The sequence below is a fragment of the Aquiflexum sp. TKW24L genome (assembly GCF_023502205.1).
In the GTDB taxonomy this organism is placed as follows: Bacteria; Bacteroidota; Bacteroidia; order Cytophagales; family Cyclobacteriaceae; genus Cognataquiflexum.
Genome location: NZ_JAMFLG010000027.1, coordinates 1 through 24,799, shown reverse-complemented (window position 1 = coordinate 24,799; position 24,799 = coordinate 1). Strand labels below are relative to the sequence as shown.

The following is a 24,799-nucleotide window of genomic DNA, read 5'->3' as shown; positions in this document are numbered from 1 at the left end:
ATGAAAATATTTTTGATCAAAATAATGAATATCAATGTTCAAATTAAATAGAATCTGTTAATCTCCTTATTTTGTTGCTGTGATTTTTCCGAAATTTCCTTCTTTAGATAATTGTATATTTGGAGAATATGGGAAATCTTATTTTTCCGCAAAAGACTAGATATATAAATCAACCCATTTCAACCTATAAATGAGATACAGACTTACAATTATATTAGGAATACTTCTTTTGGCTGTTTCCTGCCAATCCGGAAGAGAAACAAAGGAAGAAAATACAGAAGAAAAGCCTAAAAAAGTCTCCATTGCTGAGATCGAAGCAGGCATCAAAGCTTACATAGCCGCCGAGACAGCGACAAGTGACGGGTATTTTCATGTCAATGACGAAAGGGGAAATTTCCGTTTGAAGTTGGTACGTGTCCACACAGAATACCTTTCCAATCTGGGTCCAAAGAAGCATTTTGCTTGTGTGGACTTGGCTGATGAAAAAGGTGACGTGTATGACGTGGATTTTTTTATGGAGGGAGAACCCGGAAACATGAAGGTAACGGAGACTTCCCTGCATAAGCTGAATGGTAAACCTTTCTATACGTGGAAACAAGTCGTAGATAAAACCTGGCGCCGCGTCCCAGTCGAAACCGCCTCCACGGATTTGCTTGGTGTGGTGGAAGAGCAGGATAAATTTGATTTCCATTATTATTCCAAACTTCCCGAGATCACCGGTCCAGCCAAAATGTGGATTCCAGTTGCAAAAAGCGATAGCTTCCAAACTGTGAAAGTGACCAAGATGGCCCTTCAGGGTAAACATCAGATACTTACGGAAAAGGACTTTGACAATACAATCCTCTTTCTTGAGCTAGGACCTGAGGACAGCGGAAAAGAAATTGACATTACCTATCAAGTTTCACGGAAAGAAAAAGGCCCTTACGATGCTGTGGGACCGATTGATGAGAAATACCTTCAGCCCAATCTGCTGATGCCCATCGGGGGAAGATTTGAAGAAATCGCCAAAGAAGCCATCAAAGGAAAGGAAAATGACAACAAACTCGTCCAGGCCAGAGCATTGTATGATTATATAATTGACAATATGCGGTATATGAAGTTTGGGAAATATGGCCGTGGGGATTCCAATTATGCCTGTGATTCTAAGACTGGAAATTGTACCGAGTTCCATTCGTTTTTCATTTCTTTGGCGAGGTCTATTGATATTCCAGCGAGGTTTTCCATCGGTGCTTCTATTCCTTCAGACAGGGACGAGGGCGGTATTGATGGATACCATTGTTGGGCTGAATTCTATGCAGAGGGAAAGTGGTGGCCTGTCGATATCAGCGAGGGGAACAAGTATACTGCCCTTGCGACATATTATTTTGGAAGACATCCTGCCAACAGGATTGAATTCAGTCAGGGCCGTGACCTCAAAGTAAGCCCGGGTCCATCCGGAGGTCCGATCAACTTTATGGCCTATCCGATCATGGAAATAAATGGCGAGCCTGCTTTTCCTGAAACCATATTTTCTTTCAACAGAAAATCAGAGTAGTAAATAAAAATATGATCTGAAAAATTTTTTCTGCGTTATTCTGCGAAATCTGTGGGAGAAAAAAGATGATGAGCTTTTGCAGACTGCCCAGATTAGGGTGTCTCCAAAAAAAAAGTGTTTGAAAATCCGGATCTCGAAACCCGGTTTTCAAACACTTTTCAGGAAAAAAATAAAAAACTTGAATGAAATTAATTTGTTGAAGTAGTATCTGCAGGATGCTCAGAAGATGAGTCTGTTGGATGTTCTGCACCTTCAGCAGGATGCTCAGCACTTTCTACTTTGTCGGTTGATTCTTCTCCTTCTTTTTTACCTCCGCAAGAACTTACTGAAGCTACAAACAGGAATGCAAGAGCCATTGCCATTAGGGTACTTGATCTCAATTTTTTTAATAAGGTCATAGTCTTATTTATTTGTTGTTGGTGATTTTTTTAGACTCTTTAATTAAAAGCCAAAACAAACTTACAGTTTTTTACCATTTCAAAGTATTTATTTGCAATTTTTTACACGATGGTAGTTTTTTGTAATTTTAAAAAAGCCTCACTAAATTATAGATACCAACTAAACCCTCGAAAATTAGCTGTTTAAACTTTTTATTCTATTTGGTGATGATTACCCTTGTTGGAGTTGGTCCTGCTATTTCATTGTCACTGAAAGCGGATCGTATTTGCTCCTGAACAGAAAAGAAAACATCCCAATAATGCGCAGGGGATGCATATGGGCGTATCGCAAGTGTGACCATTCCATCTCCTACTTTGAGGACATTCACTGTTGGAGCAGGATTTTCCAATATAAATTCATGCTTGTTAAGTACTTCCAAAGCGACGCTTTTGGCTTTGGCCACATCACTGTCCGGGGCTACCGCCATGCTGATATCTACCCGAAGATTTCCATGGCGGGAATAGTTGACGATTGTGCTGTTAGAAACTGCTCCATTGGCCAAAATGACAGTTTTGTTTTCCGGGGTCAACAAAATGGTATTGAAAATTTGGACTTCGGTGACAACTCCTGTCTGTCCGTTGGATTCGATGAGGTCTCCAACCTTGAAAGGTTTAAAAACTAACAGTAAAACACCTCCTGCAAAATTAGCTAGTGAACCCTGAAGTGCCAATCCAACTGCTAAACCTAAAGCACCCACAACTGCAATAAACGAAGTGGTCTGAATCCCCAGCATTCCAGCTACCGAAATCAGCAAAAGGACTTTCAGACCTCCGCTTACCAGGCTTCCCAAAAATGTCTGCAAGGAGACATCAATTCCCCTTTTATTGAGTGCTTTGGAAATCAGGTTTGTAATGAAGTTAACAACATAGAGTCCGATTATAAAAACAATCAGTGCACCAATCAATTTTGGGCCGAACACATAAACCCAATCCATAAACCGCGAAGTGATAGTTGTTATCTCTTTCGTATACGTGGTAATCTCTTCCATAGAATGTTTTTTAAAATGGTGAATTGATAAAAATTATTAATTATAAAAATAAAAATTATGATGATATATTTTATAAAATATGCTGCTTCAGATATAAAATTTTCGTGAAAAAATAGAGATCCTGTATTTTTTATCCAGATTTCAAAAACTTGTTTGCCAAATATTTACATTCTGATTAAAATCAAAAGTGCAATCGAAATTTATTTCAAAATCGGAAAGGTAGCCACCTTCAAATAGTTTTGGTTTTATTTAGAAAGCTTGGCAAGCTCTAGCCAAAATCCTTCTATTTGTTGGATTGCAACCACAAATTCTTTTATGTCCAGCGGCTTGGTGATATAGCTGTTGGCATAATTGAAATAGGCCTTGTTGATGTCCTGCTGCGCATCAGAGGTGGTCAGCACGATAATGGGGATATTTCTGGTATCATCGTTGGATTTGACTTCCATCAAAACCTGATGGCCGTTTTTGATGGGTAAGTTGATATCTAACAAAACCAGGTCAGGCCTTTCTACATCTTTATATCTTCCTCTTTTGAATAAAAAATCTATTGCCTCCTCTCCGTTTTTGACTATACTCAGTTTGGTAGGAATAGCACTTTCTTCAAAGGCTTCCGTGGTCAAGAGTATGTCGCCTTCATTATCTTCTACTAATAAAACGTGTATTTTTTTCATGCGAGATTTAATTTTTAAGAAGACAAATAATTTTATTTCGGCAAAGTAAAAAAGAAAGTGGTTCCCGTCCCTTTGATCGAATCCAGCCATATTTTTCCATTCCAGCTTTCCACGTTTTTCTTTACTATTGCCAGACCCATGCCGGTACCGCTATATTCGTCTCTGTTGTGCAATCTTTGAAAAATAACAAATATTTGATCAAAGTATTCCTCACTTATTCCCAATCCATTGTCTTGGATAGAAAATAGCCAATAGTTGCCTTCATCTTTCACATTAATTCGCACGACAGGAGAAGTACTTGGTTTGGAATATTTCAGGGCATTGTCTAATAAATTATAAATTGTTTGTTCTAATGGGGCCTTATAGGCTTCTACCAAAGGAAGTGACTGAAACAATATTGAGCCCCCATTATCAGCTAAAAGTTTTTTTCTAAGAAGAACATAATCCTTAAGTGATAAGTTTAAATCAATTTTTTCCTTTTCAGTTTCAACTTTTCCAGCTCTTGAGTAATCAAGCAAATCACGGATAATGCCTTTCATCCTTGTTGCTCCATCTTTGGCAAATCCAATGTAAGTATGGGCTTTCTCATCTAGCTGATTACCATACTTCCTTTCAAGTTGTGACATGAAACTCGTCACCATCCTCAAGGGTTCCTGCAAATCATGAGAGGCAATAAATGCAAACTGCTCAAGTTCAGAATTTGAGAATTCCAATTTCTTGGCTTTGCTTTCGAGCTCATTATTCAAATTTTTGAGAGATTCTTCATGTTCTTTTTGGTGGGTAATATCGGTGATTGCACCTACCATTCTTATGGCCTTCCCGTCCAAGTTACGGATGATCATTCCCTTGGCAATTACGGATCTGATTCCCGTTTTTTCATTAATGATACGGTATTCATGGGTCCAGTTTTTGATTTTGGAATCTTCAATGGCTGCATTGAGGCTAGAAAGAATCCCTTCAATATCGTCCGGATGGGATTTGTCCTGAAAAATATCCACAGCACGAAGGACTTTGCCCACTTTATATCCGAACAGTTTTTCAAATCCTTTGCCTTGGTAGAAATCACCACTTTCGAGATCCCAGTCCCATATGGCATCATTGGTTGCTTCTGAAACTTTTTCAAATCTTTCATTGGAAAGCCGAATCTGTTCGGCAGTAATTTTCCTAGGAGTAATGTCAAACCGGATGGCAAGATATTGGTAAGGTTTGTTGTCCTCTCCTATAAATGGAACAATCGTGGTATCTACCCAATAATATGTATGGTCTTTTGCCCTGTTTCGAATCTCTCCTCGCCAGACTTTACCTGATGAGATGGTGTCCCATAGGTCTTTGAAAAATTCTTTTGGATGGAAATCTGAATTGATGAATCGATGTGTCTGCCCTATTATTTCCTCTTTGCTGTATTTTGAGATTTTACAAAAGTTATCATTGACAGATATGATCACTCCAAAGGCATCGGTGAAGGCAATAATGGCAGATTGATCAAGGGCAAGTTTGTAATTTTCGAGGGAGTTTAAACTCGCTTTCAGGTTCATTTCAGCCACTTTCAATTGGTGGATATCCTGAAAACTGCCAAAAACCCGTACGCATTTTCTGTTTTCGAAAACCGGTCTTCCGATGGTTCTGACCCATTTAAGATTTCCTTTATGGGTAATGATCTGCAATTCCTCGTCCCACGGGATGCCATTCTGGATACAATCCCTCACTCTCTGTCGTATCGTGTCCTGGTCATGACCCTCCACGAATCCCGACATTCCTTTAGAAAGTGTGGGAGAAAAATCCGGCTCGACCTCACGTATTTCTTTGGTTGTATCGGACCAGTAGACGGTATTTCTGGCAACATCAATTTCCCAACTTCCTACTTTTGCCAATTTTGATGAATCATCCAGCAGCATTTGCAGCTTTTTCAACTTGGTGACATCTTTGGCAACCCCGTATATCAACCCCTCATCGAAGGCAGAATTACATGTCCAAGACAGCCATATGATGTCTCCAGATTTGGTTAGGTACCTGTTTTCAAAATTGCGGACATTTTCCCCCTCTCTAAGTTTTCGGACTATTTCAGAAGTTATATTTCGGTCTTCCTCATGCACCAGGTTTTGATAGGCGATATTGTAAATTTCTGATTCCGTATATCCAAGCAGTGCACAGCCTGCCATATTCATTTTTCGGAAACGGCCTTCAAAATCCACCAAGCAAATAATGTCAGGGGCTGAGGAAAAAATCTGGTTTAACTCATTCTCCAACCGTTTCCTTTGGATTTCTGATCCAATGAATGTTTGCAGGTTTTTGAATAACTCGAAATAAAAAGAAAACGCACTATCTGCATTTTTAACACCTATAACTATCGTGCCAATGGTTTCATTATTATGCGAAAGTGGAATTCCAATCAATGAATTTATACCGGATTTTGTGGCGGAATCTTTTCTTACAAAAAACTCAGAGACGGAGCTTACATGATAGATTTCTATTTTGCCCTTTTGCCAGACCCTGCCGGGAAGTCCTTCTCCCACATTTAATTCATTGATGTCTGAACTAGAATCAAAAAAATCTTTCCCTGATTGGTCCAAAGCGAAGTTTGCCATCATTTTCAGCTTGGTTTTGTCGAAATCAGGAAGCCAGATTTCGGTGAGGCTAAAACCTCCAAACTCTGCCAATTTCTTTACTACAAATTCCAAACAGGTTTTCAGTTGGTTGTCTATATTAAAAAATAAGCTGATGTCACTGAATAATTGTTTTTCCAGTTCCAGGTTTTTTTGGAGCGTGACATCGCGTTCTATTGAAATCCAATGGGTAAAGTGGCCCCACTCATCTACTACAGGTGTGACAGTAAAGTTTATCCAAAAAGGATCTCCATTCTTTTTATAATTGATGGTGGTGATTTCATAAGGTTCCCATTTTCGCATGGCCTCACCAAGTTTGGCCAATTCGGCATAATTGGATTTGGGTCCCTGAAGGATCCGGGGTGTTTTTCCAATAACCTCATCCGCCTCATAACCCGTCATTTTGGTAAAGGCCTCATTGACAAAAATTATCCGGGGTCCAGGCATATTCATTGGTTCAGCTTCTGTGATCAAAACCGCATCTTTCGTGTTCATAATCACGCTTTCAATTAGCTTCAACCTTTGTTTTTCGGATTTTCGAAGCGGGTTATGCTGTACTCCTTGATATCCCTTTTGATTGCCTTGGTTATCAATGTCTTTTTTTTCCGATTCCCATTGCATCCTCCTTAATTCCAATAATTGAATGATCTGATTTGCAAGGACATTCAAAGTGTGGATTTGGATTTCGTTCAGTCTTTTTGGTTTGTCGTCCATTACACTGAGTACTCCAAATGGTATGCCTCTCGGGGATACCAAGGAAACTGCTGCATAAAATGAAATATTGGGATGAGCCGTGACAAAAGGGTTTCCTTTAAACCGCTCATCTTTGCTTGTGTCCTCTATGATAAAAATGCGATCAGGTTCCTGAATGACATGTACACTAAAGCTTGTATCTAATGGAGTTTCGATCAAATCGATGCCATGGTGCGATTTAATCCATTGTTTATCCTGCGCCACAAAACTCACCAAGGCTATTTTGGTCTGACAGATTTCTGCCGCAATTTTGGTCAGGGAATCAAAATCCGTTATTTCATCGGTCTCAATGAGGTGATATGCTTCGAGTTCATTAAGCCTTTCTTTCAAGACATTTGGGAATTCCATAGATTACTTGCGAGATGCCTCAAATTTACCTAATCCCCTTCAATCTTCCCTTAATTATTTATGAGTGGTTTTAGGTGGTTATTGATTAGAAATATTTTTTGATCCTGTTTCCCTGCGGATCCTTAGATTTATGGTAAATAGTCAACTGACATTTTTTCAGTCAATTGGATCCATGTTTCTTCAAGTAATTGATTTTAATTCAAATTTTAAATTCATAAAAAAACCCAAAAGTTTTTGCTTTTGGGTTTTTTTGACCTGAGAATTATTTCCGAAGATTTGATTGAAGCTCCCCTTCGAGTTCCATCAAAAAACTGTCAATCGTGCCCGGCTTGACATGTGGCATTACCACGATTTTGTACCATTCAGGTTCAAATTCATAGGAATTAGCTACGAGGTAATATTTGTATGACAATTCTTTTGATATGTATTTTGCCTTTATAGCAATGATATTCAGGTAGGGATTACGGAAATATTCCACTCCCATTCTTTCCAATCGCTTGCATATCCGCTCAGTGTGGTCACAAAGGGTCTCCATTTTATATTTCCACCCCTCCGACCCGTGAATCTGAAGGATCATCCACATGGAAATCGCATTGGCACCGGATCTGCTACCGCTGACGGTGTAATCTTTTCCAGGGATGTATTGCGCTTCTTCTGTTTTGACATAGTCAAAGTATCCTTTCCGGATCAGGAAAAGCCCCGTACCGTAAGGGGTTTGGAGCATTTTGTGCCCGTCCGCAGTGATGGAATTCATATAAGGATTTTGGAAAGTAAACCGGCTCATCGGATTGGTAAATGGGTAAATAAACCCTCCGTAAGCAGCATCCACGTGGATTTTGAAGGGGACGTTGAGATTGGTAAAGTAATCTCCAAGCGTGTCAATGTCATCCACGGAGCCAAACATGGTCGTGGACAGGTTGGCGATCACAATGAAATATTTGATTCCTTCCTGCATCGCTGCATTCACTTTTGATTCCAGCGATTGCTTGGAAATCATTCTATTCTCCTGATCAACATCGAGGATGATGTTGGTTAAATTTAGCAGGTTTGCGCCTTTGGGCATAGAATAATGCGAATCCTCAGAATAAACCAGCCCAATTTCCCCAAGTCGGGCTTCATATTCTTTTTTGAAAAAATTTCTATAAATCCACATGGCCTGAATATTGGCTTCTGTGCCACCGGTAGCCACATAGCCGTCCTGTTGGTTTGGATCGCCGTTGAGGATTTCTTCCGCAACCAAACGGATCAGGTCCTTTTCGATTTTTTGGGTTCCCTCAAATATCTCTAAGACAGATTTGTCACTGAGGGTATGTACACCGATGTGGTTAGGATTTCGGACCATGGCAGACATGTAGGGCGCATCTTTGAGAAATGGTGCATCGGGATAAAATTCTGCCGTATCCAGATAAGTCCCCGGAATCCCAAGAATCGGGTGGTCTCCTCTGTAGTCCAAGTTATGGGACAGGGCATTGAATATGGTTTCTTTGATTTGTTCGTGTGATTGTTTTTTCCAGTACATGGCAATTGGTTTTTTAATGTGAAAAGAAATCAGTTCCAGATTTTCCAGGCAGCCTCGGCCTGAAGTTGGAGCATTTCCAATCCATTTTTTACCAATGCACCTCGCGCTTCCATAGAGCGCATCAAAAAAGTTTTTTCTGGATTGTACACCAAGTCGTAGACTTTATGCATCCCTGTAATGTAATTGAGGTTGATTTCAGGCATTTCTTCGGTTTTTGGATAAGTTCCTACCGGAGTTGTATTGACGATCAGGTGGTGGGATTCGAGTATGCCTCGATTTTCTTCTAAATCTCCATAGGTAATCCAATTGGCATTTTGAGAAGGGTTTCTTGACACCATGAGGAAAGGAATACCCAAATCTGAAAGTACCTGTACCACGGCCTTGGAAGCTCCGCCAGTGCCTAGTACCAATGCTTTTGACCTGATTTCTCCAAGGAAAGATTCCAAAGATTGTTTGAATCCAATGTAGTCGGTATTGAAACCTCTGAGTTTTCCTCCTTTGATTTGGATGCAGTTGACAGCTCCTATTTTTTGGCAGGCCGGGTCCAATTCATCTAAAAATGGAATGACTTTTTCTTTGTAAGGAATAGTAACATTAATACCTTCCAATAGGGGGTTTTCTGACAGGATTTTGGGGAAATGAGATATGTCCTGGATTTCGTACAAATCGTATTGACAGTCCAGAATTCCTTCTTTTTCGAATTTTGAAGTAAAATACTTCTTCGAAAAGGAGTGGGTCAAAGGATAGCCTATCAATCCGAATTTTCTCATCTCTTTTGAAGGTAATTAGCGGTTCTTTCAATTCCCAATATCAACAGAATACCGAAAGAAAAAGCAAGGATGGCATATAGCACTAGAGGTTCCTGTCCTGTTACTTCTAGGTAATTCTGGGGCATTATGTTCTCTGTCAAAAATGGCTTTTGGTCGCCACTTGATGACATACGGTATGAAAGCACTTCCTTCCAAGGCCAGATTTTATTGAGAGATCCGAGCATAAATCCTGATAAAACTGCAATCGTGATCGCATGATAATGCTTCAATAACCAAGATATCAGCCTACTGAAAGAAAGCAATCCAACCACACATCCGGCACCGAAAACGGCAATAATCAGGAAATTTTTATCTGTGACTGCTCCAAGGATTCTTTCATATTGGCCCATGACCAGCAATAAAAAGCTTCCAGAAATTCCGGGTAAAATCATCGCACAGATGGCTATGGCACCTGCTACAAAAGTAAACCAAATCGCATCAGGGGTGGTCGTAGGTGGCAATCCGGTGATCCAATAAGCGGCAACTGTGCCTATAATGAGTGCAAGAAATACCCCAAAATTCCATCTTTTGATATCTTTTAGAATGATGATTGCTGAGATGACAATCAGTCCGAAAAAGAACGACCACAAGGGAATTGGGTGATTTTCCATCAAATAGGTTATCACCTTGGACAAGGAAAATATACTTGTCAGGATGCCCGCAAGCAGTGTAAAAAGGAAGCTCCCATTTATATGTTCCCAAAGATTCCTGATTTGGAATTTGAATAAAAACCCAAGGGCAGTTTTGTCGATGGACTTGATGCTGTCCAAAAGCTTTTGGTAAATCCCTGCAATGAGGGCGATAGATCCCCCTGACACACCGGGTACGACATCTGCCGCTCCCATTGACATTCCTTTGAGGAAGGTTAAAATATAATCTTTGAGATAGTTCATGATGGATCAAAAAAAGGACTGCCCATGAAAAAGGACAGTCCAAAATATATTACATGAGGTGTGCGCCTAAGAAATGATCAAATGTATCACCTCTCAGTCCCAACCGGATGGTTTCAAGCGGGATAAGTTCATTTGGAGCGATATTACCCAAATTGACATTGGCCCCTAAAAGTTTTACAAACCAAACCTGTTGCTCTTTTTGGGGAGCTTCCCAAATAATTCTGTCCTCAGGAATTTTGGTCAGGATTTCTTCCACAAGACCTTGTCTGACTTCTCCCGAATCCCTGAACAAGCCTACATTTCCACCTTCTCTTGCTTCACCGATGACTTTCCATGAACCTGCATCAAGCTCACTTTGCATCTGCTCGATCCATTTGTAAGGAGGGATGATTTTGGCGGCGTCTTTGGACCCAACTTCGGATAAGACTGTCACATCTTTTGCCAAGATCTGAATGTATTCGCACTTTTTGTCGTGATTGAGGCTGATAGAACCATCAGAAACCTCCGCAAAAGACAAGTCAAATTTTTCTAAAACCCTTCTGTAATCTTCAAATTGTCCTCTAATGACAAATGCTTCAAACAAGGTACCACCAAGATAAACAGGTACGCCTGCATCTTTATAAATCTGGATTTTTTGTGCAAGATTTTTGGTAAGGTAGGAAGTTGCCCATCCTAACTTGATGATGTCAACAAAATCACTATTTGCTTCCACAAAGTATTCGGCTTCTTTGAGGCCCATGCCTTTGTCCATAACCATAGTAAACCCCGTAGTACGTGGTTTTTCTGTTCGTACCGGCAGATTCTTCAGAACATAATTCATTAAGTTCGAATTTCAGGTAATTAATTGTTTAGATCGGATGACTTATCTGCATCCTTATATTGGGAGATGATTTTGAAAATTGCCTTTTGGTGTTTGATTTCAGGCATCAAATCGTACAACATCGTATGTCTTCCAAAGTCCAAAGTTAATGCATTTTCTAGATATGAAAAGGCTTCCTTGTATTTAGCTGATTTAAGCAAATAGACAACCAACCTATAGTAAAGCTCTGCCTCTTCAGGCAATTCTTCTATGCCTTCTTTTATCACATCTTCAGCTTCTTCAAACCTATTTTGGTCAAAATAAATGATAGATAGATTGACATAAGTTTCGATAATCCCGGGCTCTAGTGTAATGGCTTCTTCATAGGCTTCTGAACTTGCCTGAAGGTTGCCAAGGTTGTATTCTGCATCGGCCAGACCAACCCAGTAAGTTGCATTTTCTTTGGTGAGTTTGATTGCTTTTTTGAAATAATGGATTGCCTCAAAAAATTTTTCTTTTTTGAGCATGCACATCCCCAATCCAAACCATGCATCATCATATTCAGGATCCAGTTTGGCAGATTTCTTAAAATTTTTGAAAGCCAGGTCAATCTGATCCAGCTTTTCATAAGCGGCCCCTAGGTAGCAGCAGTTTTCAGCATTTGCCCCTTCGCAATTAATTGTATTTTGATAGGCCTCCAGCGCAAGTTCAAATTGGTTGGTATTCATGTAGGCATTGCCTAAATTGAAATAGGCAGATGCAAAAGCATCATCAATGATTAAAGCATAATCGTATGCCTGAATCGCCTCTTCAAACCTGCCAAGTCTATTATACACTACACCAAGATTATACCATGCGCCGGCGCTGTAAGGATCCTGATCGATGAATTCCTGATAAAAATCCAGAATTTCATCAAATGAACCTTCCTCCTCGGTGATCATTGCCAGTTGGAATAACGCATCCTCATGGTTGATCCTTATTTTCACACATTCCTTGTAATAGAAAGTGGCTTTTGCATTGTTTTCATTGGCCTTGTAGAGGTTTCCAAGTGTATAATACACTTCAGCTTTGTCCTCCGCCAATGGCAAAAAATTCTCCAACAATTCTATCGCTTCCTTGATATTGCTATTGATCATCAAAGCCTGACTAAGTGCCAACACGATGTCCTCGTTATTTGGGGAAAGGTTATTAAGATTTTCTAGAATTTCCAATCCTTCTTCCAGCTCATCATTGAATATAAGGCATTGAGCCTTCAGCAACTTGATTTCCACACTAAAAGGAAATTTTTCCAAAGCATGGGCAGATGCTTTGAGTGCCTTTACATACTTCTGCTGATCGAAATAAAACCGGACAATGTTTTCTAATTCCTCTTCTTCAAAATAAAGATCCAAATTGGATTTAAGTGAATTTTCAAACCGTTCTACAAGTTCTTTGTCTTCTTCCCAATCGTTATCAAAATCTCCGGTCATCTGTTTCTTTTAATAGTTTACTTAAGATACCAAATTATTTCTTGGCGCAAAATCCATCTTTAATTATTTTTTTATGGAAGTAGCCAATATCAGCCAAATTCCACAAAGATTAGATTTTGAAATTTCAAATGGGTAAACGTCTCAAGGTCATTTTTCGTTCGACATTGCCCACCTGAAACTCTCTTCCAAAGTACGATACTTGAAGTCAATTTCCTCTTGGACTTTCTTATTGTCCATCGTGATCGAAAGCTGTGAAAGCATCGCTGTCTGTTTGTTAAGTGGGTTTTTGGTCAATCCAAAAAGTCTTCCGATCCCAATAAAAAATATGGCTAGCTTAATTTGAAATTGGCTAACTTTTTTTGAAGGGGCTTTTTTTCCGAAAATTTTAGCCATGGTGTTGAAAAAATCCTTGTAAAGCACAGCACTATGGTTAAGGATATATTTTTCACCCCAAAGATTTTTTTTGTATAGTTGGTAAGTAATGTCTACGGCATCCCGGATATCGATAAAGTTGAGGGTGCCTGCTGGATAGTATTTACTTTCCTCCAGTACATAATGGTAGATCTGGGTGCTGCTTCTGTCATCGCTTACTTTCCCCAAGATGATTGACGGCAACACCACCAAGGCATCCAAGCCTTCCTGCACGCCACGCCACACTTCGAGTTCCGCTTGGTATTTGGAGGCTGCATATGGCGTATTGAGTTTGGATTCTACCCAAGTGGTATTTTCGTCAGACACCTTGGCTTCAGCCATTCTCCCCAATGCTGAAACCGAGCTGACATGTATCAGTTTTTTGACTCCCTTTGCCTGCATGGCATTCACAACATTGGCTGTGCCTGTCACATTGATTTTTCTTAACTCCTCTTCATCTTCAGGATTGAATGATACTAGCCCCGCACAATGGATAACCATATCCACATTTTCCATTGCTTCTTCCAAAGAAAGTGGATCAAGGATATCGCCCTCTACCCAACCTATCCCTGAATCGGAATTTTCCAACAATCCTTTAGAACGGTGCTCTCTTTTCAAAGCAAGGATTTCTCCCTCCTTCATAAATTTCCTTGAAAGGTAACTTCCAAAAAGTCCGGTAGCTCCTGTTATCAGTATCTTCATAGGTGAGTATTGAACAAGGGGATTTCCCTGATTTTGTCGTAGTATTTGCTTTCCGGCAAGTTTTCTAAAGCATCTAAATAGCGGTGGTTGTGGGTATCAGTCCCTAGATATTTAATTTTCCCCTCTCTGACTAGCAATTCCGCAAAAGTCTGGATATGTCGGGAATAGAAACCTGTAAGAGAAAGAAGATTCATCTGGAAAAAAATATCCCGATCAAGAAGTTCGTGGAGTAATTTTTTGTCCTGTGCTAGATATTGGTACCGCTCTGGGTGCGCCAATACCGGTTTATAGCCATTCATTTCCAACTCAAAAAAAATCTCCACCAACATCAAAGGTTTTGATACAAAGCCCGTTTCCACTAACACATGATTTTTGTGAACAGTAAGTAGCTTGTCACCATTTCTTACTTTTTCAAGAAAAAATTCATCCAAATAATACTCAGCTGCAGCGCTGATTTCTATGTCTATGGAGGCAATTTGAAGACCTTGTTTTACTTTTTCCAAACCTCCAAGGATTATTTCAGGCGTATTTTTGTAAAACTCCGACATGATGTGCGGAGTGGTTACTATTTTTTTGATTCCATAATTTTGGATACGGCTGATCATTTCGATAGATTCCTCTAAGGTTTTGGAACCATCATCGATTCCCGGAATCAGGTGAGAATGCATGTCTCCCTGCATCCAGCTCAGATCCAGTTTTTCAAGTTTGATTTCTTTTGATTTACTTTTCAAAAAATCAAATAATCCCATTATAATCCTCCTTTTGTCATTTCTGTAAATTCTACAAATGATGGAAGCAATTGGTCTTTTTCAGAAACTATAGGTGTATCCACTTGCCAATCAATATCCAATGTCGGGTCATTCCATATTACTCCTCCTTCGCTGGATTTGTTATAATAATTGGAACATCGGTATGCGAATACTGCATCTTCCAACACAGAAAATCCATGGGCAAACCCTTCGGGAATATACAGCATGTTGTGTTTTTGGTCATCTAGAATTTTTGTAAAAACTTCTCCATAGGTTTTTGACCCTTTTCTAAGATCCACGACCACATCGAGGATTTTTCCACTTAAGACCTTGACAAGTTTGGCCTGGGCATGGGGTTCATTTTGATAATGTAATCCCCGTATGGTACCTACCTTGGAAAAAGATTGGTTTTCCTGGACCCAATCTTTATCGACTCCGACAGATTCGAGGACTTGCTTTCTATATGCCTCGAAAAAATATCCACGATCATCATTATATATAACTGGATGGATTTCAAAAAGACCTTCGATAGGCGTTGCTGTAATGTTCATATATTTTTGGATTGTAATAAGTTAATTAAGGGAACCCGTTCTTGATTTGAGACAGATTAAATTTCCGGATCACATTTACAAGAATCTAAACTTTATTATTCTACAAGCTTACGCTATTAATGTGCCAAATATAAAGCTTATTGTCCTTAGGATGTTAAATTTGTAAACATTCCGGTTTGGAACTATTTTTGGTTTGTCGTCCTTTTTCAAATATACTGTCAATACATATGAGTAAAATTTCAAGAAAATTCCAAAAATTGTTTGAAACTGCCCCTATCCAAGAAACCGCGGTGATGGTGGCTTTGATCCGTCAGGGCCAAACTGAACAACAGGTCAATGAATATTTGGAAGAACTTGCATTTCTGACCGAAACTTTCGGTGCAAAAACAGTATATAAATTTACCCAAAGATTGGAGAGGCCGGATGTGAGGACTTTTGTGGGTACGGGAAAACTGGAAGAGATTAGGGCTTACATTACCCATTTTGAAGTGGATATGGTGATATTTGATGATGACCTTTCACCTTCTCAAATGAGGAATTTGGAGAATGAACTCAAAGTAAAAGTCTATGACCGTTCCTTATTGATCCTAGATATTTTTCTCAAAAGGGCCCAAACGGCACAAGCCAAAACCCAAGTTGAGCTGGCAAGATTCCAATATCTCCTGCCAAGACTTACCAGAATGTGGACTCACCTTGAAAGACAGCGGGGGGGCACGGGAACCAGAGGTGGAGCCGGTGAAAAGGAAATTGAAACGGATAAAAGAGATATTAGAAATAAGATTACCCTACTTAAGGAAAAGCTGAAAGAAATCGAAAAACAGAGTGAAACCCAACGAAAAGGTAGAAAAGGAATTGTCAGGGTAGCCTTGGTTGGATATACCAACGTCGGCAAGAGCACTTTGATGAACCTGATTACAAAATCAGATATTTTGGCTGAAAATAAGCTTTTTGCTACCGTGGACTCAACGGTCCGAAAGGTGGTCTATGAAAATATTCCTTTCCTCCTTTCAGACACAGTTGGATTTATTCGAAAGCTTCCTACTCACCTTATTGAATCTTTCAAATCTACCTTGGATGAAATCAGGGAAGCGGATTTGTTAGTGCATGTGGTTGACCTTTCGCATCCCAATTTTGAAGACCATATCACTGTTGTCAACAATACCCTGACAGAAATAGGAGCAGGAGATAAACCTATTTTACTGGTATTCAACAAAATCGACATGGTGCCAAAAATGCCTTCCGAGGAAGAAATGATGCACATGACCGAATTGGAAGTTGCTGAGAACAAGTATCTGGATTTTGAAAAGCTATCTATTGCATACCATAAGAAATATGGAATTTTACCGGTATTTATGGCGGCTGAACTTGGTACCAATGTGGATGTTTTTAGAGAAACATTAGTCAAAGAAGTAAAAAAACAGCATTTGAAAATTTATCCGCATTACCTTGAAGATGAAGTGGTGGATATGTCCAATTTTGAGGAGAAATAATTTCCTTCAAATTGGAAAATTTGTAAATTGATAAAAAAATTGACGTATGGAAGACCTAAACATCCTTAAAAATGAATTGAAAGAAATGTTAGAGGAAATTTCAGACTTGAAGGTTTTGCAAAGCATTAAAGAACTTTTGGAAAGCAAATCAATTGAAGAGGCGATTAGAATTCAATTAATTGAAAATGCTGAAAAAGCTGAAGCCGATATTAAAGCAGGGAGAGTCTTTGACAACCCAAAAAAAAAAATTATTTCTGAGGAAGAATTTATTGGGATATCCTCAGATGGAAGTGCCATTAGTGGTGATAGCCTTAGGAAAGAATTATTTGAAGCTTCAAAAAGGGTAAAATCAGGAATTTTTTTTAACCAGGAGGAAGTAGAAAATGAATCCGAATCCTGGTAAAAAACTCCCAATCAAGTGGGATATTTCAGCAAAAGGGGATTTAAAGAATATATATTTTTTCATTAAAGAAGATTCTGTAGTTCAAGCAAAAAAAGTAAAAAATAGAATTTTAGAAATAGTTAAAAATATACCACTCTATGAGGAAAAATTTGCCAAAGAGCCTTTCTTAGAAGAATTGGAAGGGAATTTTCGGTCAAGAACTATTTGGAGCTACAAAATAATTTATGAAGTAACCAACAGTGAAATTATTATTTTAAAAATATTTCATACCAGCCAAAATCCCAAAAAAATCAAAGGAGGGCTGTTTTGATACATTACCTCATCCTGATCCGCCAATCTTTGGGATAGTAATTATTTGTCCGGTTACCAAGATTTTTCAGCCATCCCAAGGGCATATTTTCATAAGTCACCAAAACCCAACCCTCCGGCAAATTCTTAACAGGAATATCCTCCTTTCGCAAATAATCCAAAGCATCCTTCAGATCAAGATCAACAGTCAAAAATCCTGATTTTGGTAAGATACTAACAGCAAATTCATGGTTGGGGATAAATTGCTGCTTGTTGATTTTGCCAAGTTCTACTCCAAAATACCGGATATTTAAAAACCTGCATAAATATTCAAAGTGCTGCTGGAAATCTTTATTTACCCAAAAATAACTATCCTGAAGATTGTAAAAGCAACTGTAATCGGGTAAACCCAATTGTATGATCAATTTTTCTGCATCTTGTTTTCCGACCGGTTTGAGGTAAGGATGCTTAAAATCTTTGGTCTTTTTGGGTTCGTGTACCAAGGCACTTTCCGGTCTTTTCAATACCGTAATAAAAAATCCCTCACCTTCCACTCGGTGTGGGAAAAACCGGTATCCGAAATAGCTACTTCCATCAATATCCACTTTCGACTCCACAATTCGCCAAGAGCTCTCTAAGGGAATTCTTATAGGTTCATAATCGTACTCAGATACAATAAACCTGATCATTTCTTCATTTTCTTTTTCGTTGAATGTACAGGTACTGTAAATCAGGTAGCCACCACCTTTGACAAATGCGCCAGCTTGATCCATGATTCTTTCCTGTCTGGCGGCGCAAAGTGACACGTGGTCCGGTGACCATTCCGACATGGCGTTCGGATCTTTGCGGAACATTCCTTCGCCCGAACAAGGGGCATCTACCAATACCAAATCGAAAAAACCTCCCAAATCCCCAAAGTGCTCAGGGTCATTTTGGGTGACCAGGGTATTCCCTATCCCCCATTTGATGATGTTTTCTTTGAGAATGCTTGCCCGGGACTTGATGACTTCATTGGCTACCAGAAAACCATTGTTGCCCAAATAGCTACTCAATAATGTAGATTTCCCCCCTGGCGCTGCTGCCAGATCTAGATAAATCCCATCCTGTGGAGCCTCAATACTATTCAGTAAATGTTGGATAAACATAGAGGAGGCTTCCTGGACATAGTAACATCCTGCGTGAAAAAGTGGGTCTAGCGTAAATGAAGGCCTTTCTTCTAAAAAATACCCATCTTCATTCCAAGGAACTTGTTTGCTATTTTCGGGTTGGATTTGGGTTTTATGTCGGTTAATCCGAATAGACACTTTCGGATCTTTTGCCAAAGCCACGGAAAATTCCTCAAATTCATTTTCTCCAAGATAAGTTTTCATTTGGGATATGAATGCTTCGGGAAGGGTTGCGTTAGACATTGCTATTTTTATATCAAAAGTAGGCATAAATGGCAGATTCTCACGCCATGCTATCCTCCATTCCCATTTAACCCCAATGCCTTTATTTCAAAATCTTTTTTTATTTCCTTGATTTCGACAAGCTGTTCTTGAAGATTTTTCTGGATAATCTTCAGGTCTTTTTTGTTCGCTTTATTTTTTTTCATCCAACATTCCGTTAGGTGCATGTCATGCCAGTTTCCGATTTTTTGCTGAAGAAGCTCTACATATACCCAATTTATTTGCAACTCCTCAAATAAGTTATTTGGAAGGATTTCATGGATGTGGCTCAAAACTTTTAATGATTTTCTGCTTTCGTGAAGGTGGTTGATAAAAAGCTTCCTTTTGAAATTTTTGCTCGCCTTCTGCAATTGGGTTCTATAAAAAGCCAATACCTTTTTGTCAGGGATTTCCTTAATTTTTTTCAGGGTTTTCTTTCCACTTTTTTCAAGCTTACTGCCAAAGTCAGTAGTGTTGGAGAGGAAAATTTTAATTCCTTCTTCAATGTTAGTTTGAAGAAGTAACCTGATTTTTTCATCTTCAACTCGAATCAAATCAATATTTTGAAGATTTAATTGCGCTTCCCGGATCAAGCCAGCCTTCTTAAAAATCTTTCTGACAGGCTTAAAATGCTGAATGGCTTGGTTTGCGGAATCTGAGAAAAGTTGGAGTTTCAGCAAGGAATGGGCTTTTTTGATCTCTACCCGCATCTGATGCAGGTATTCCATATTTTGGTCTTGGCCAAAGAGAGAATAATTCTCCCCTATTCCCTTTATTCTATCTTTAAAACAATCCTTTTGAATACCTTTTTCCACTTCTGAATTTTTGATCCTGAAGTTGAATATAATGCTATTTAACTTTTTGTAGAAAAGAAGAAATTCTTATTTCTTTTTGAAGGAAATCCCAACTCCCAAATGATATCTAAGATTTTCAAAATCAAATCCTGCAAGACTGCTTCCTGCCCTAAGATTCAATCCCTTGAAGTCTAATATAAACCCTGATTCCAAAATTGCTCTATTGATGTTGATTTCACTGTTTCTAGCCCAGAAGCTTCCCAGATTACTTCCATTTTCCTCAAATATCTCCACCTCCCAAAACTCTCTCGAGTGGTTGAGTCCTCCACCAAAATACATCCATAATGGCTGGTGAATCTTCCAATTAATTCCCATGACCATTTCTGCGGATCCTTGTCTAATCGTGCCTGTTGCCTGAGCATCTTTTCCCTGAGAACCGTAGATATTCCCATTGCTTCTTACAGTTATATCACTGGCTTTGGTGAAGATTTCAGTATTGGCTCTCAGCTGGATATAAGGAGCAATGCCGTGGTGGTTTATTGACCCGATAACTAGCCCAAACGGTATTTTTGTATCATATGTAAAGGAGAAAAAAGTTCGGTCGTAAAGCCTGATTCCTTTTTTTGCATCATAATTCAAAAAGAAAGTCTCTTTTATCTGAGGGTTTTTGCCAGCATTCAGTTTAGTGTTCAATTCTTTCACCTTTGACTCCAACCCACCCAATTCCATTTTCCTCAAATGCGACATATAAGGTTTGGCCATTTTATTTTTCCCTAGATTGTAAAAGGCAAGAGCCGAATTATAATAACCTTCTGGCCGGTCAACGTCTACCCGGATCTGCGCCTTTGCTAGGTCTAGCAAGCGGAACCATTCACTATTTGCAATACAGGATTGAACCTTTAAATCCAATTCCATATAAGATTGAACTTGCGCACTTACTTGATGTATGCACACAAATTGTATAAATACCAAGAGAAATAGAAGCCGAAAAGATTTCATGGCAATATTTGCAAAGGAACAATTGAAGAGTTTTGGATTAAAATGTGGGGTGATTACATTTTAATTTCAGTTAAAATAAGCCAAAAAAATCAAAATTTCCAAATTTTATTTTGCACCAATATACTTGTTATTTGTCTCTAGAAAAATGTGCTTTTAATCGAGTTATTTTAAATGATTTAGTTTGAATAATTTTTAGGGTTACCAAAATTCCAATTGCTTTCTGAGTTTGGGAAGCTTCATTATTGTAAATTGACAGATCAATTTTGAAAACGGATATTTTGCTACAATTTTTTTGCTTCTTCCCAATACACATCCATCTCGGCTAGGCTCATGTCCTCAATTTTTCTTCCGGCTGTTTTTGCAGCCTGTTCCAGATACTGGAAGCGTTTGATAAACTTTAGGTTGGTACGCTCCAGTGCTTCTTCAGGATTGATATCTATAAATCTTGCGTAGTTGATCAAGGAAAAAAGTAAATCTCCAAACTCCCCTGTGGCTTTTATTTTGTCTATTTCCTGTCCCTCCAAGGTGTTGAATTCTTCCTTGAATTCCTGCATTTCCTCTTCTACTTTTTCCCAGACCTGATGCTTTTCCTCCCAATCAAATCCTACTCCTCTTGCCTTTTCCTGAATTCTCATCGCTTTGATCAAAGCGGGCAGTGACTTAGGCACGCCACCAAGAACAGAGGTATTTCCTTTTTCACTGAGTTTTATTTTCTCCCAGTTTTGTTTGACAGTTTCTTCATCTTTAGCTACTGTATCACTGTAAATGTGTGGGTGTCGGCGGATCAGTTTTTCACAAAGGCTATCAATCACTGTCCCGATATCGAATGCTTGTTTTTCGGCACCGATTTTGGAGTAAAAAACGATGTGGAGGAGAATGTCTCCAAGTTCCTTTTTGATTTCCTCAAGGTTATTTTCCAAGATCGCATCTGAAAGCTCGAAAGTTTCTTCGATGGTGAGATGTCTGAGGCTTTCAATGGTCTGCTTTCTATCCCATGGACATTGTTCCCGGAGCTCATCCATAATGGTCAATAATCTGTCAAAAGAGTCGAGTTGGGATTTTCTATGTGATAGGTCGGACATGTGAGGGAAACTAATCGGAAAGTGAGGACGTTTTGAAAGTATTACGTAAATTTGTGCAAATTAAATTGATATGGCAACCTTGTATTTGACTTTAGGATTTTTGGCTTTGTTCTTTGTTTTGATGTCTGTAAGGCTTATTTTCATCAAAAATGGACAATTTAAAGGAACCTGCGCTTCACAAAACCCATTCTTGAACAAAGATGGAGGAACTTGCGGCTATTGCGGAAAGACCGTTGACTCAAACAGTTCCTGCGGTAATCCCGACAATGAAGTGGATAAAGTTTTGGCCAAATTCAAATAAATATTTTTCAACTCCCGGATTTTCGGGATTTTTCAATTAGAACTTAAAACTCTTCAATGTGGCGTTAATCAAATCTATTTCCGGTATCAGAGGTACTATCGGAGGCAAACCTGGTGAGGGGTTGACTCCTTTGGATGTTGTCAAATTTGCTTCCGCATATGGGAGCTGGGTAATCAGTCAAACCAAAAATCCCAAAGTGGTCATCGGAAGGGATGCAAGGATTTCAGGAGAAATGGTTTCCAAACTTGTTGCGGCGACGCTACAGGGTCTTGGAATCGATGTAATTGACCTTGGATTGAGCACAACACCGACAGTCGAATTGGCTGTTCCTTTGGAAAAAGCAGGAGGAGGAATCATCCTTACCGCAAGCCATAATCCCATTCAATGGAATGCCTTGAAACTGCTCAATGACAAAGGGGAATTTATTTCAGATCTTGAAGGAAAATCCATTTTGGAAAGCGCCGAGAAAGAAAACTTCTCTTTTGCGGAAGTCAAGAAGCTGGGAAAATATACCCAGATCGATGATTACATAGACCGACATGTGGAGCACATCCTTGGACTCAAACTTGTCGATAAAGAAGCCATCGCTGCCAAAAAGTTTAAAGTTGTCATTGACTGTGTCAATTCTACAGGAGGCATTGCCTTACCAAAGTTGCTGAGAGCACTTGGCGTGGAAGATATTGAGGAAATGTATTGTACACCAAATGGGCACTTTCCCCATAATCCTGAGCCACTTCCCGAAAATCTCAGAGACATCGCCGACAAGCTCCAAAAAGGCAAATATGACCTCGGAATCGTAGTTGATCCTGATGTAGATAGACTTTGCTTTATGAATGAAGACGGAAGTCCTTTTGGGGAGGAATATACCTTGGTGGCTGTGGCAGATTATGTGCTTTCGCAGACTCCAGGCAATACTGTTTCCAACCTGAGTTCTACCCGGGCTTTGAGAGACGTCACCGAAAAAAGAGGCGGACAATACCACGCAGCAGCCGTCGGGGAAGTCAACGTCGTCAATAAAATGAAAGAGACAAATGCGATCATCGGAGGTGAAGGCAACGGCGGAGTCATCTATCCGGAATCCCATTATGGCCGTGATGCCTTGGTAGGTATAGGCTTGTTTTTGACCCATTTGGCTAAGTTTGGCAAAACTATTTCTAGGTTGAGGCAGAGTTATCCCAACTACCATATATCCAAAAACAAAATTGAACTGACTCCGGAAATCAACGTGGACAAGATTTTGGAAGAGGTTAAAAAGAAATATAAAAAACAGCCGATCAATGACATTGACGGTGTCAAAATTGAATTCGAAAAAGAGTGGGTTCACTTGAGAAAATCCAATACCGAACCCATCATCAGGATTTATTCAGAATCCGAAAGTCAAGCTACCGCCGACCATTTGGCAAATAAAATTATTCTTGACATCAAAGAAGTGGTGACAAGTTCAAAATGATATTTGAGTATCCACAATGTTGTAGTTTGACTTGAGGAGACTTTATAGGATGCGGATACTCGTCCACGGACGACAGTCCACTGTCCACAGAACCGCTAATCGTTCCCCATTGGCCAAGATTTCAAATAAATACGCAATACCCAGCCCAAATAGAAGAAAATGAGAGTTTATTTAGACAATGCCGCTACCACTGCCATGGACGACCGCGTGATCGAGGCTATGCTTCCATTTATGAGGCAGCATTACGGCAATCCATCTTCCGTACACAGCCATGGAAGGGAAGTCCGGTCTGCCATCGAAAAGGCAAGAAAGAAAGTAGCGGAATTGCTCAATGCCTCTCCATCTGAAATATTTTTCACTTCTGGGGGAACAGAGGCGGACAATACTGCACTCGTCTGCGGCATAGATACTCACTGCATCAAGCATGCCATCACTTCCCCGATAGAGCACCATGCGGTTTTGCATACTTTGGAAGAATGTGCCAAAAAAGGAAAAGTAAAACTCAGCCTTTTGGATGTCAACGGTAAAGGAGAAATCAACCTTGACCAGCTGAAGGAATTGCTTCAGGAGAATCCAAATTCGTTGGTTTCCCTGATGCATGCCAACAATGAAATCGGCAATATCAATAACTTGGCTACCATCGGTGGCCTGACCAAAGAATACGGTGCTTTCTTCCATTCTGATACGGTGCAGACAGTGGGGCATTTTGTTCACGACCTCAAAAACCTTCCTGTAGATGCTATCGTGGCCGGTGGGCACAAATTCCACGGACCAAAAGGCTCAGGATTTTTATATGTGAGAAAGGATAAAAAAATCCATCCCTTTATCTACGGAGGTGCGCAGGAAAGGAATATGCGTGGAGGTACCGAAAATGTTATCGGCATCGTAGGCATCGCCAAAGCATTGGAACTCGCCTATGAAGACATGGCGGGACACCGTGCCCATGTCGAAGGATTGAAAAAACATTTTATTGAATCGCTCCAAGACAATATTCCGGAGGTCGGATTTAATGGGCTTTCAACGGATTTTGAAAAAAGTCTCTATACAGTTTTGAATGTGAGTTTGCCTCCTTCTGAAGAAAATAGGGGCATGTTGCTTTTCAACCTCGATCTGCATGGAATTTCTGCTTCCGGCGGATCGGCCTGCAGCAGCGGTGCCACTGTCGGTTCGCATGTACTCCGCGCAATCAACCACGATCCCGAAAGAGAATCAGTAAGGTTTTCCTTCAGCAGGTTCACTACCAAAGAAGAGATAGATTACACTGTAGAGAAGTTGAAAGAACTTTATGGAGTGACGGTTTGATTTAGGAAGAATTTAAAAGTTAAAAA

At 39.6% G+C, this 24,799-nt stretch carries 23 protein-coding genes; 7 read left to right on the top strand and 16 right to left on the bottom strand.

Translation table 11 applies throughout. The annotated features are described in order from the left end of the window. The first annotated feature begins 190 nt into the window (after positions 1 to 190). Entirely contained in the window at positions 191 to 1,534 is a 1,344-nt protein-coding gene (locus tag M3O96_RS16085; RefSeq protein WP_249722265.1) for a transglutaminase-like domain-containing protein, read from the top strand. Positions 1,535 to 1,722: 188 nt separating this feature from the next. On the opposite strand, the gene M3O96_RS16080 is transcribed toward M3O96_RS16085, so the two are convergent. From M3O96_RS16080 to rfbC, 12 genes are all read right to left on the bottom strand, one after another. Next, entirely contained in the window at positions 1,723 to 1,890 is a 168-nt protein-coding gene (locus tag M3O96_RS16080) for a hypothetical protein (RefSeq protein ID WP_249722263.1), read from the bottom strand. Between the two features lie 239 nt (positions 1,891 to 2,129). Then, complete coding sequence (locus tag M3O96_RS16075; protein WP_249722261.1) at positions 2,130 to 2,960, bottom strand: mechanosensitive ion channel family protein; 831 nt, start codon at positions 2,958 to 2,960, stop codon at positions 2,130 to 2,132. Between the two features lie 245 nt (positions 2,961 to 3,205). Beyond that, positions 3,206 to 3,631 carry a response regulator gene (locus M3O96_RS16070; protein WP_249722260.1) on the bottom strand — a complete coding sequence of 142 codons (426 nt, stop codon included), beginning with the start codon at positions 3,629 to 3,631 and terminating at the stop codon, positions 3,206 to 3,208. 32 nt (positions 3,632 to 3,663) lie between these two features. Beyond that, positions 3,664 to 7,335 carry a PAS domain S-box protein gene (locus tag M3O96_RS16065; protein ID WP_249722258.1) on the bottom strand — a complete coding sequence of 1,224 codons (3,672 nt, stop codon included), beginning with the start codon at positions 7,333 to 7,335 and terminating at the stop codon, positions 3,664 to 3,666. A gap of 262 nt (positions 7,336 to 7,597) precedes the next feature. Continuing rightward, a complete protein-coding gene (locus tag M3O96_RS16060) occupies positions 7,598 to 8,854 on the bottom strand; it encodes a pyridoxal-dependent decarboxylase (protein ID WP_249722255.1) in 1,257 nt (418 codons plus the stop codon). A gap of 29 nt (positions 8,855 to 8,883) precedes the next feature. Next, on the bottom strand, positions 8,884 to 9,624 hold the full coding sequence (locus M3O96_RS16055) for a shikimate dehydrogenase family protein (protein ID WP_249722253.1): 741 nt from the start codon (positions 9,622 to 9,624) through the stop codon (positions 8,884 to 8,886). Further along, positions 9,621 to 10,556 (bottom strand): polyprenyl-phosphate transporter, encoded by a 936-nt coding sequence (locus tag M3O96_RS16050; RefSeq protein WP_249722251.1) that lies wholly within the window; start codon positions 10,554 to 10,556, stop codon positions 9,621 to 9,623. The genes M3O96_RS16055 and M3O96_RS16050 overlap by 4 nt, the downstream gene beginning before the upstream one ends. Before the next feature lie 49 nt (positions 10,557 to 10,605). Continuing rightward, entirely contained in the window at positions 10,606 to 11,376 is a 771-nt protein-coding gene (locus tag M3O96_RS16045; RefSeq protein ID WP_249722249.1) for a phosphosulfolactate synthase, read from the bottom strand. Positions 11,377 to 11,396: 20 nt separating this feature from the next. Then, the gene (locus M3O96_RS16040; protein ID WP_249722248.1) at positions 11,397 to 12,824 is read right to left on the bottom strand and encodes a tetratricopeptide repeat protein; all 1,428 of its coding nucleotides are present in this window, start codon (positions 12,822 to 12,824) and stop codon (positions 11,397 to 11,399) included. A 147-nt stretch (positions 12,825 to 12,971) separates the two neighbouring features. Next, positions 12,972 to 13,937, bottom strand: a complete 966-nt coding sequence (locus tag M3O96_RS16035; RefSeq protein ID WP_249722246.1) for an NAD-dependent epimerase/dehydratase family protein — start codon at positions 13,935 to 13,937, stop codon at positions 12,972 to 12,974. Then, positions 13,934 to 14,686 (bottom strand): tyrosine-protein phosphatase, encoded by a 753-nt coding sequence (locus M3O96_RS16030; protein WP_249722244.1) that lies wholly within the window; start codon positions 14,684 to 14,686, stop codon positions 13,934 to 13,936. The genes M3O96_RS16035 and M3O96_RS16030 overlap by 4 nt, the downstream gene beginning before the upstream one ends. Beyond that, positions 14,686 to 15,237: a dTDP-4-dehydrorhamnose 3,5-epimerase gene (gene rfbC / locus M3O96_RS16025; RefSeq protein WP_249722242.1), complete on the bottom strand. Its 552-nt coding sequence runs from the start codon at positions 15,235 to 15,237 to the stop codon at positions 14,686 to 14,688. The genes M3O96_RS16030 and rfbC overlap by 1 nt, the downstream gene beginning before the upstream one ends. Positions 15,238 to 15,464: 227 nt before the next feature. On the opposite strand from rfbC, the gene hflX reads away from it, so the two are divergent. From hflX to M3O96_RS16010, 3 genes are read left to right on the top strand one after another with little or no spacing between them, the layout of a single operon-like run. Next, positions 15,465 to 16,727 carry a GTPase HflX gene (gene hflX, locus M3O96_RS16020; RefSeq protein WP_249722241.1) on the top strand — a complete coding sequence of 421 codons (1,263 nt, stop codon included), beginning with the start codon at positions 15,465 to 15,467 and terminating at the stop codon, positions 16,725 to 16,727. A gap of 46 nt (positions 16,728 to 16,773) precedes the next feature. Next, complete coding sequence (locus M3O96_RS16015) at positions 16,774 to 17,130, top strand: hypothetical protein (protein ID WP_249722239.1); 357 nt, start codon at positions 16,774 to 16,776, stop codon at positions 17,128 to 17,130. Further along, positions 17,111 to 17,440 (top strand): type II toxin-antitoxin system RelE/ParE family toxin, encoded by a 330-nt coding sequence (locus tag M3O96_RS16010; protein WP_249722237.1) that lies wholly within the window; start codon positions 17,111 to 17,113, stop codon positions 17,438 to 17,440. Before M3O96_RS16015 ends, M3O96_RS16010 begins: the two co-directional genes overlap by 20 nt. 4 nt (positions 17,441 to 17,444) lie before the next feature. On the opposite strand, the gene M3O96_RS16005 is transcribed toward M3O96_RS16010, so the two are convergent. From M3O96_RS16005 to mazG, 4 genes are all read right to left on the bottom strand, one after another. Beyond that, positions 17,445 to 18,827 (bottom strand): methyltransferase RsmF C-terminal domain-like protein, encoded by a 1,383-nt coding sequence (locus M3O96_RS16005; RefSeq protein WP_249722236.1) that lies wholly within the window; start codon positions 18,825 to 18,827, stop codon positions 17,445 to 17,447. Positions 18,828 to 18,877: 50 nt separating this feature from the next. After that, positions 18,878 to 19,573 carry a CHAD domain-containing protein gene (locus M3O96_RS16000; RefSeq protein WP_249722234.1) on the bottom strand — a complete coding sequence of 232 codons (696 nt, stop codon included), beginning with the start codon at positions 19,571 to 19,573 and terminating at the stop codon, positions 18,878 to 18,880. A 153-nt stretch (positions 19,574 to 19,726) separates the two neighbouring features. Beyond that, entirely contained in the window at positions 19,727 to 20,500 is a 774-nt protein-coding gene (locus M3O96_RS15995; protein WP_249722233.1) for a hypothetical protein, read from the bottom strand. 419 nt (positions 20,501 to 20,919) lie between these two features. Further along, positions 20,920 to 21,720, bottom strand: coding sequence for a nucleoside triphosphate pyrophosphohydrolase (gene mazG / locus M3O96_RS15990; RefSeq protein ID WP_249722231.1), 801 nt, complete (start codon positions 21,718 to 21,720; stop codon positions 20,920 to 20,922). Positions 21,721 to 21,790: 70 nt separating this feature from the next. On the opposite strand from mazG, the gene M3O96_RS15985 reads away from it, so the two are divergent. From M3O96_RS15985 to M3O96_RS15975, 3 genes are all read left to right on the top strand, one after another. After that, positions 21,791 to 22,021, top strand: a complete 231-nt coding sequence (locus M3O96_RS15985; protein ID WP_249722229.1) for a hypothetical protein — start codon at positions 21,791 to 21,793, stop codon at positions 22,019 to 22,021. A gap of 58 nt (positions 22,022 to 22,079) precedes the next feature. Then, positions 22,080 to 23,471: a phosphoglucosamine mutase gene (gene glmM, locus M3O96_RS15980; protein WP_249722228.1), complete on the top strand. Its 1,392-nt coding sequence runs from the start codon at positions 22,080 to 22,082 to the stop codon at positions 23,469 to 23,471. 159 nt (positions 23,472 to 23,630) lie between these two features. Next, on the top strand, positions 23,631 to 24,773 hold the full coding sequence (locus M3O96_RS15975) for a cysteine desulfurase family protein (RefSeq protein WP_249722225.1): 1,143 nt from the start codon (positions 23,631 to 23,633) through the stop codon (positions 24,771 to 24,773). The last annotated feature ends 26 nt before the right edge of the window (positions 24,774 to 24,799 follow it).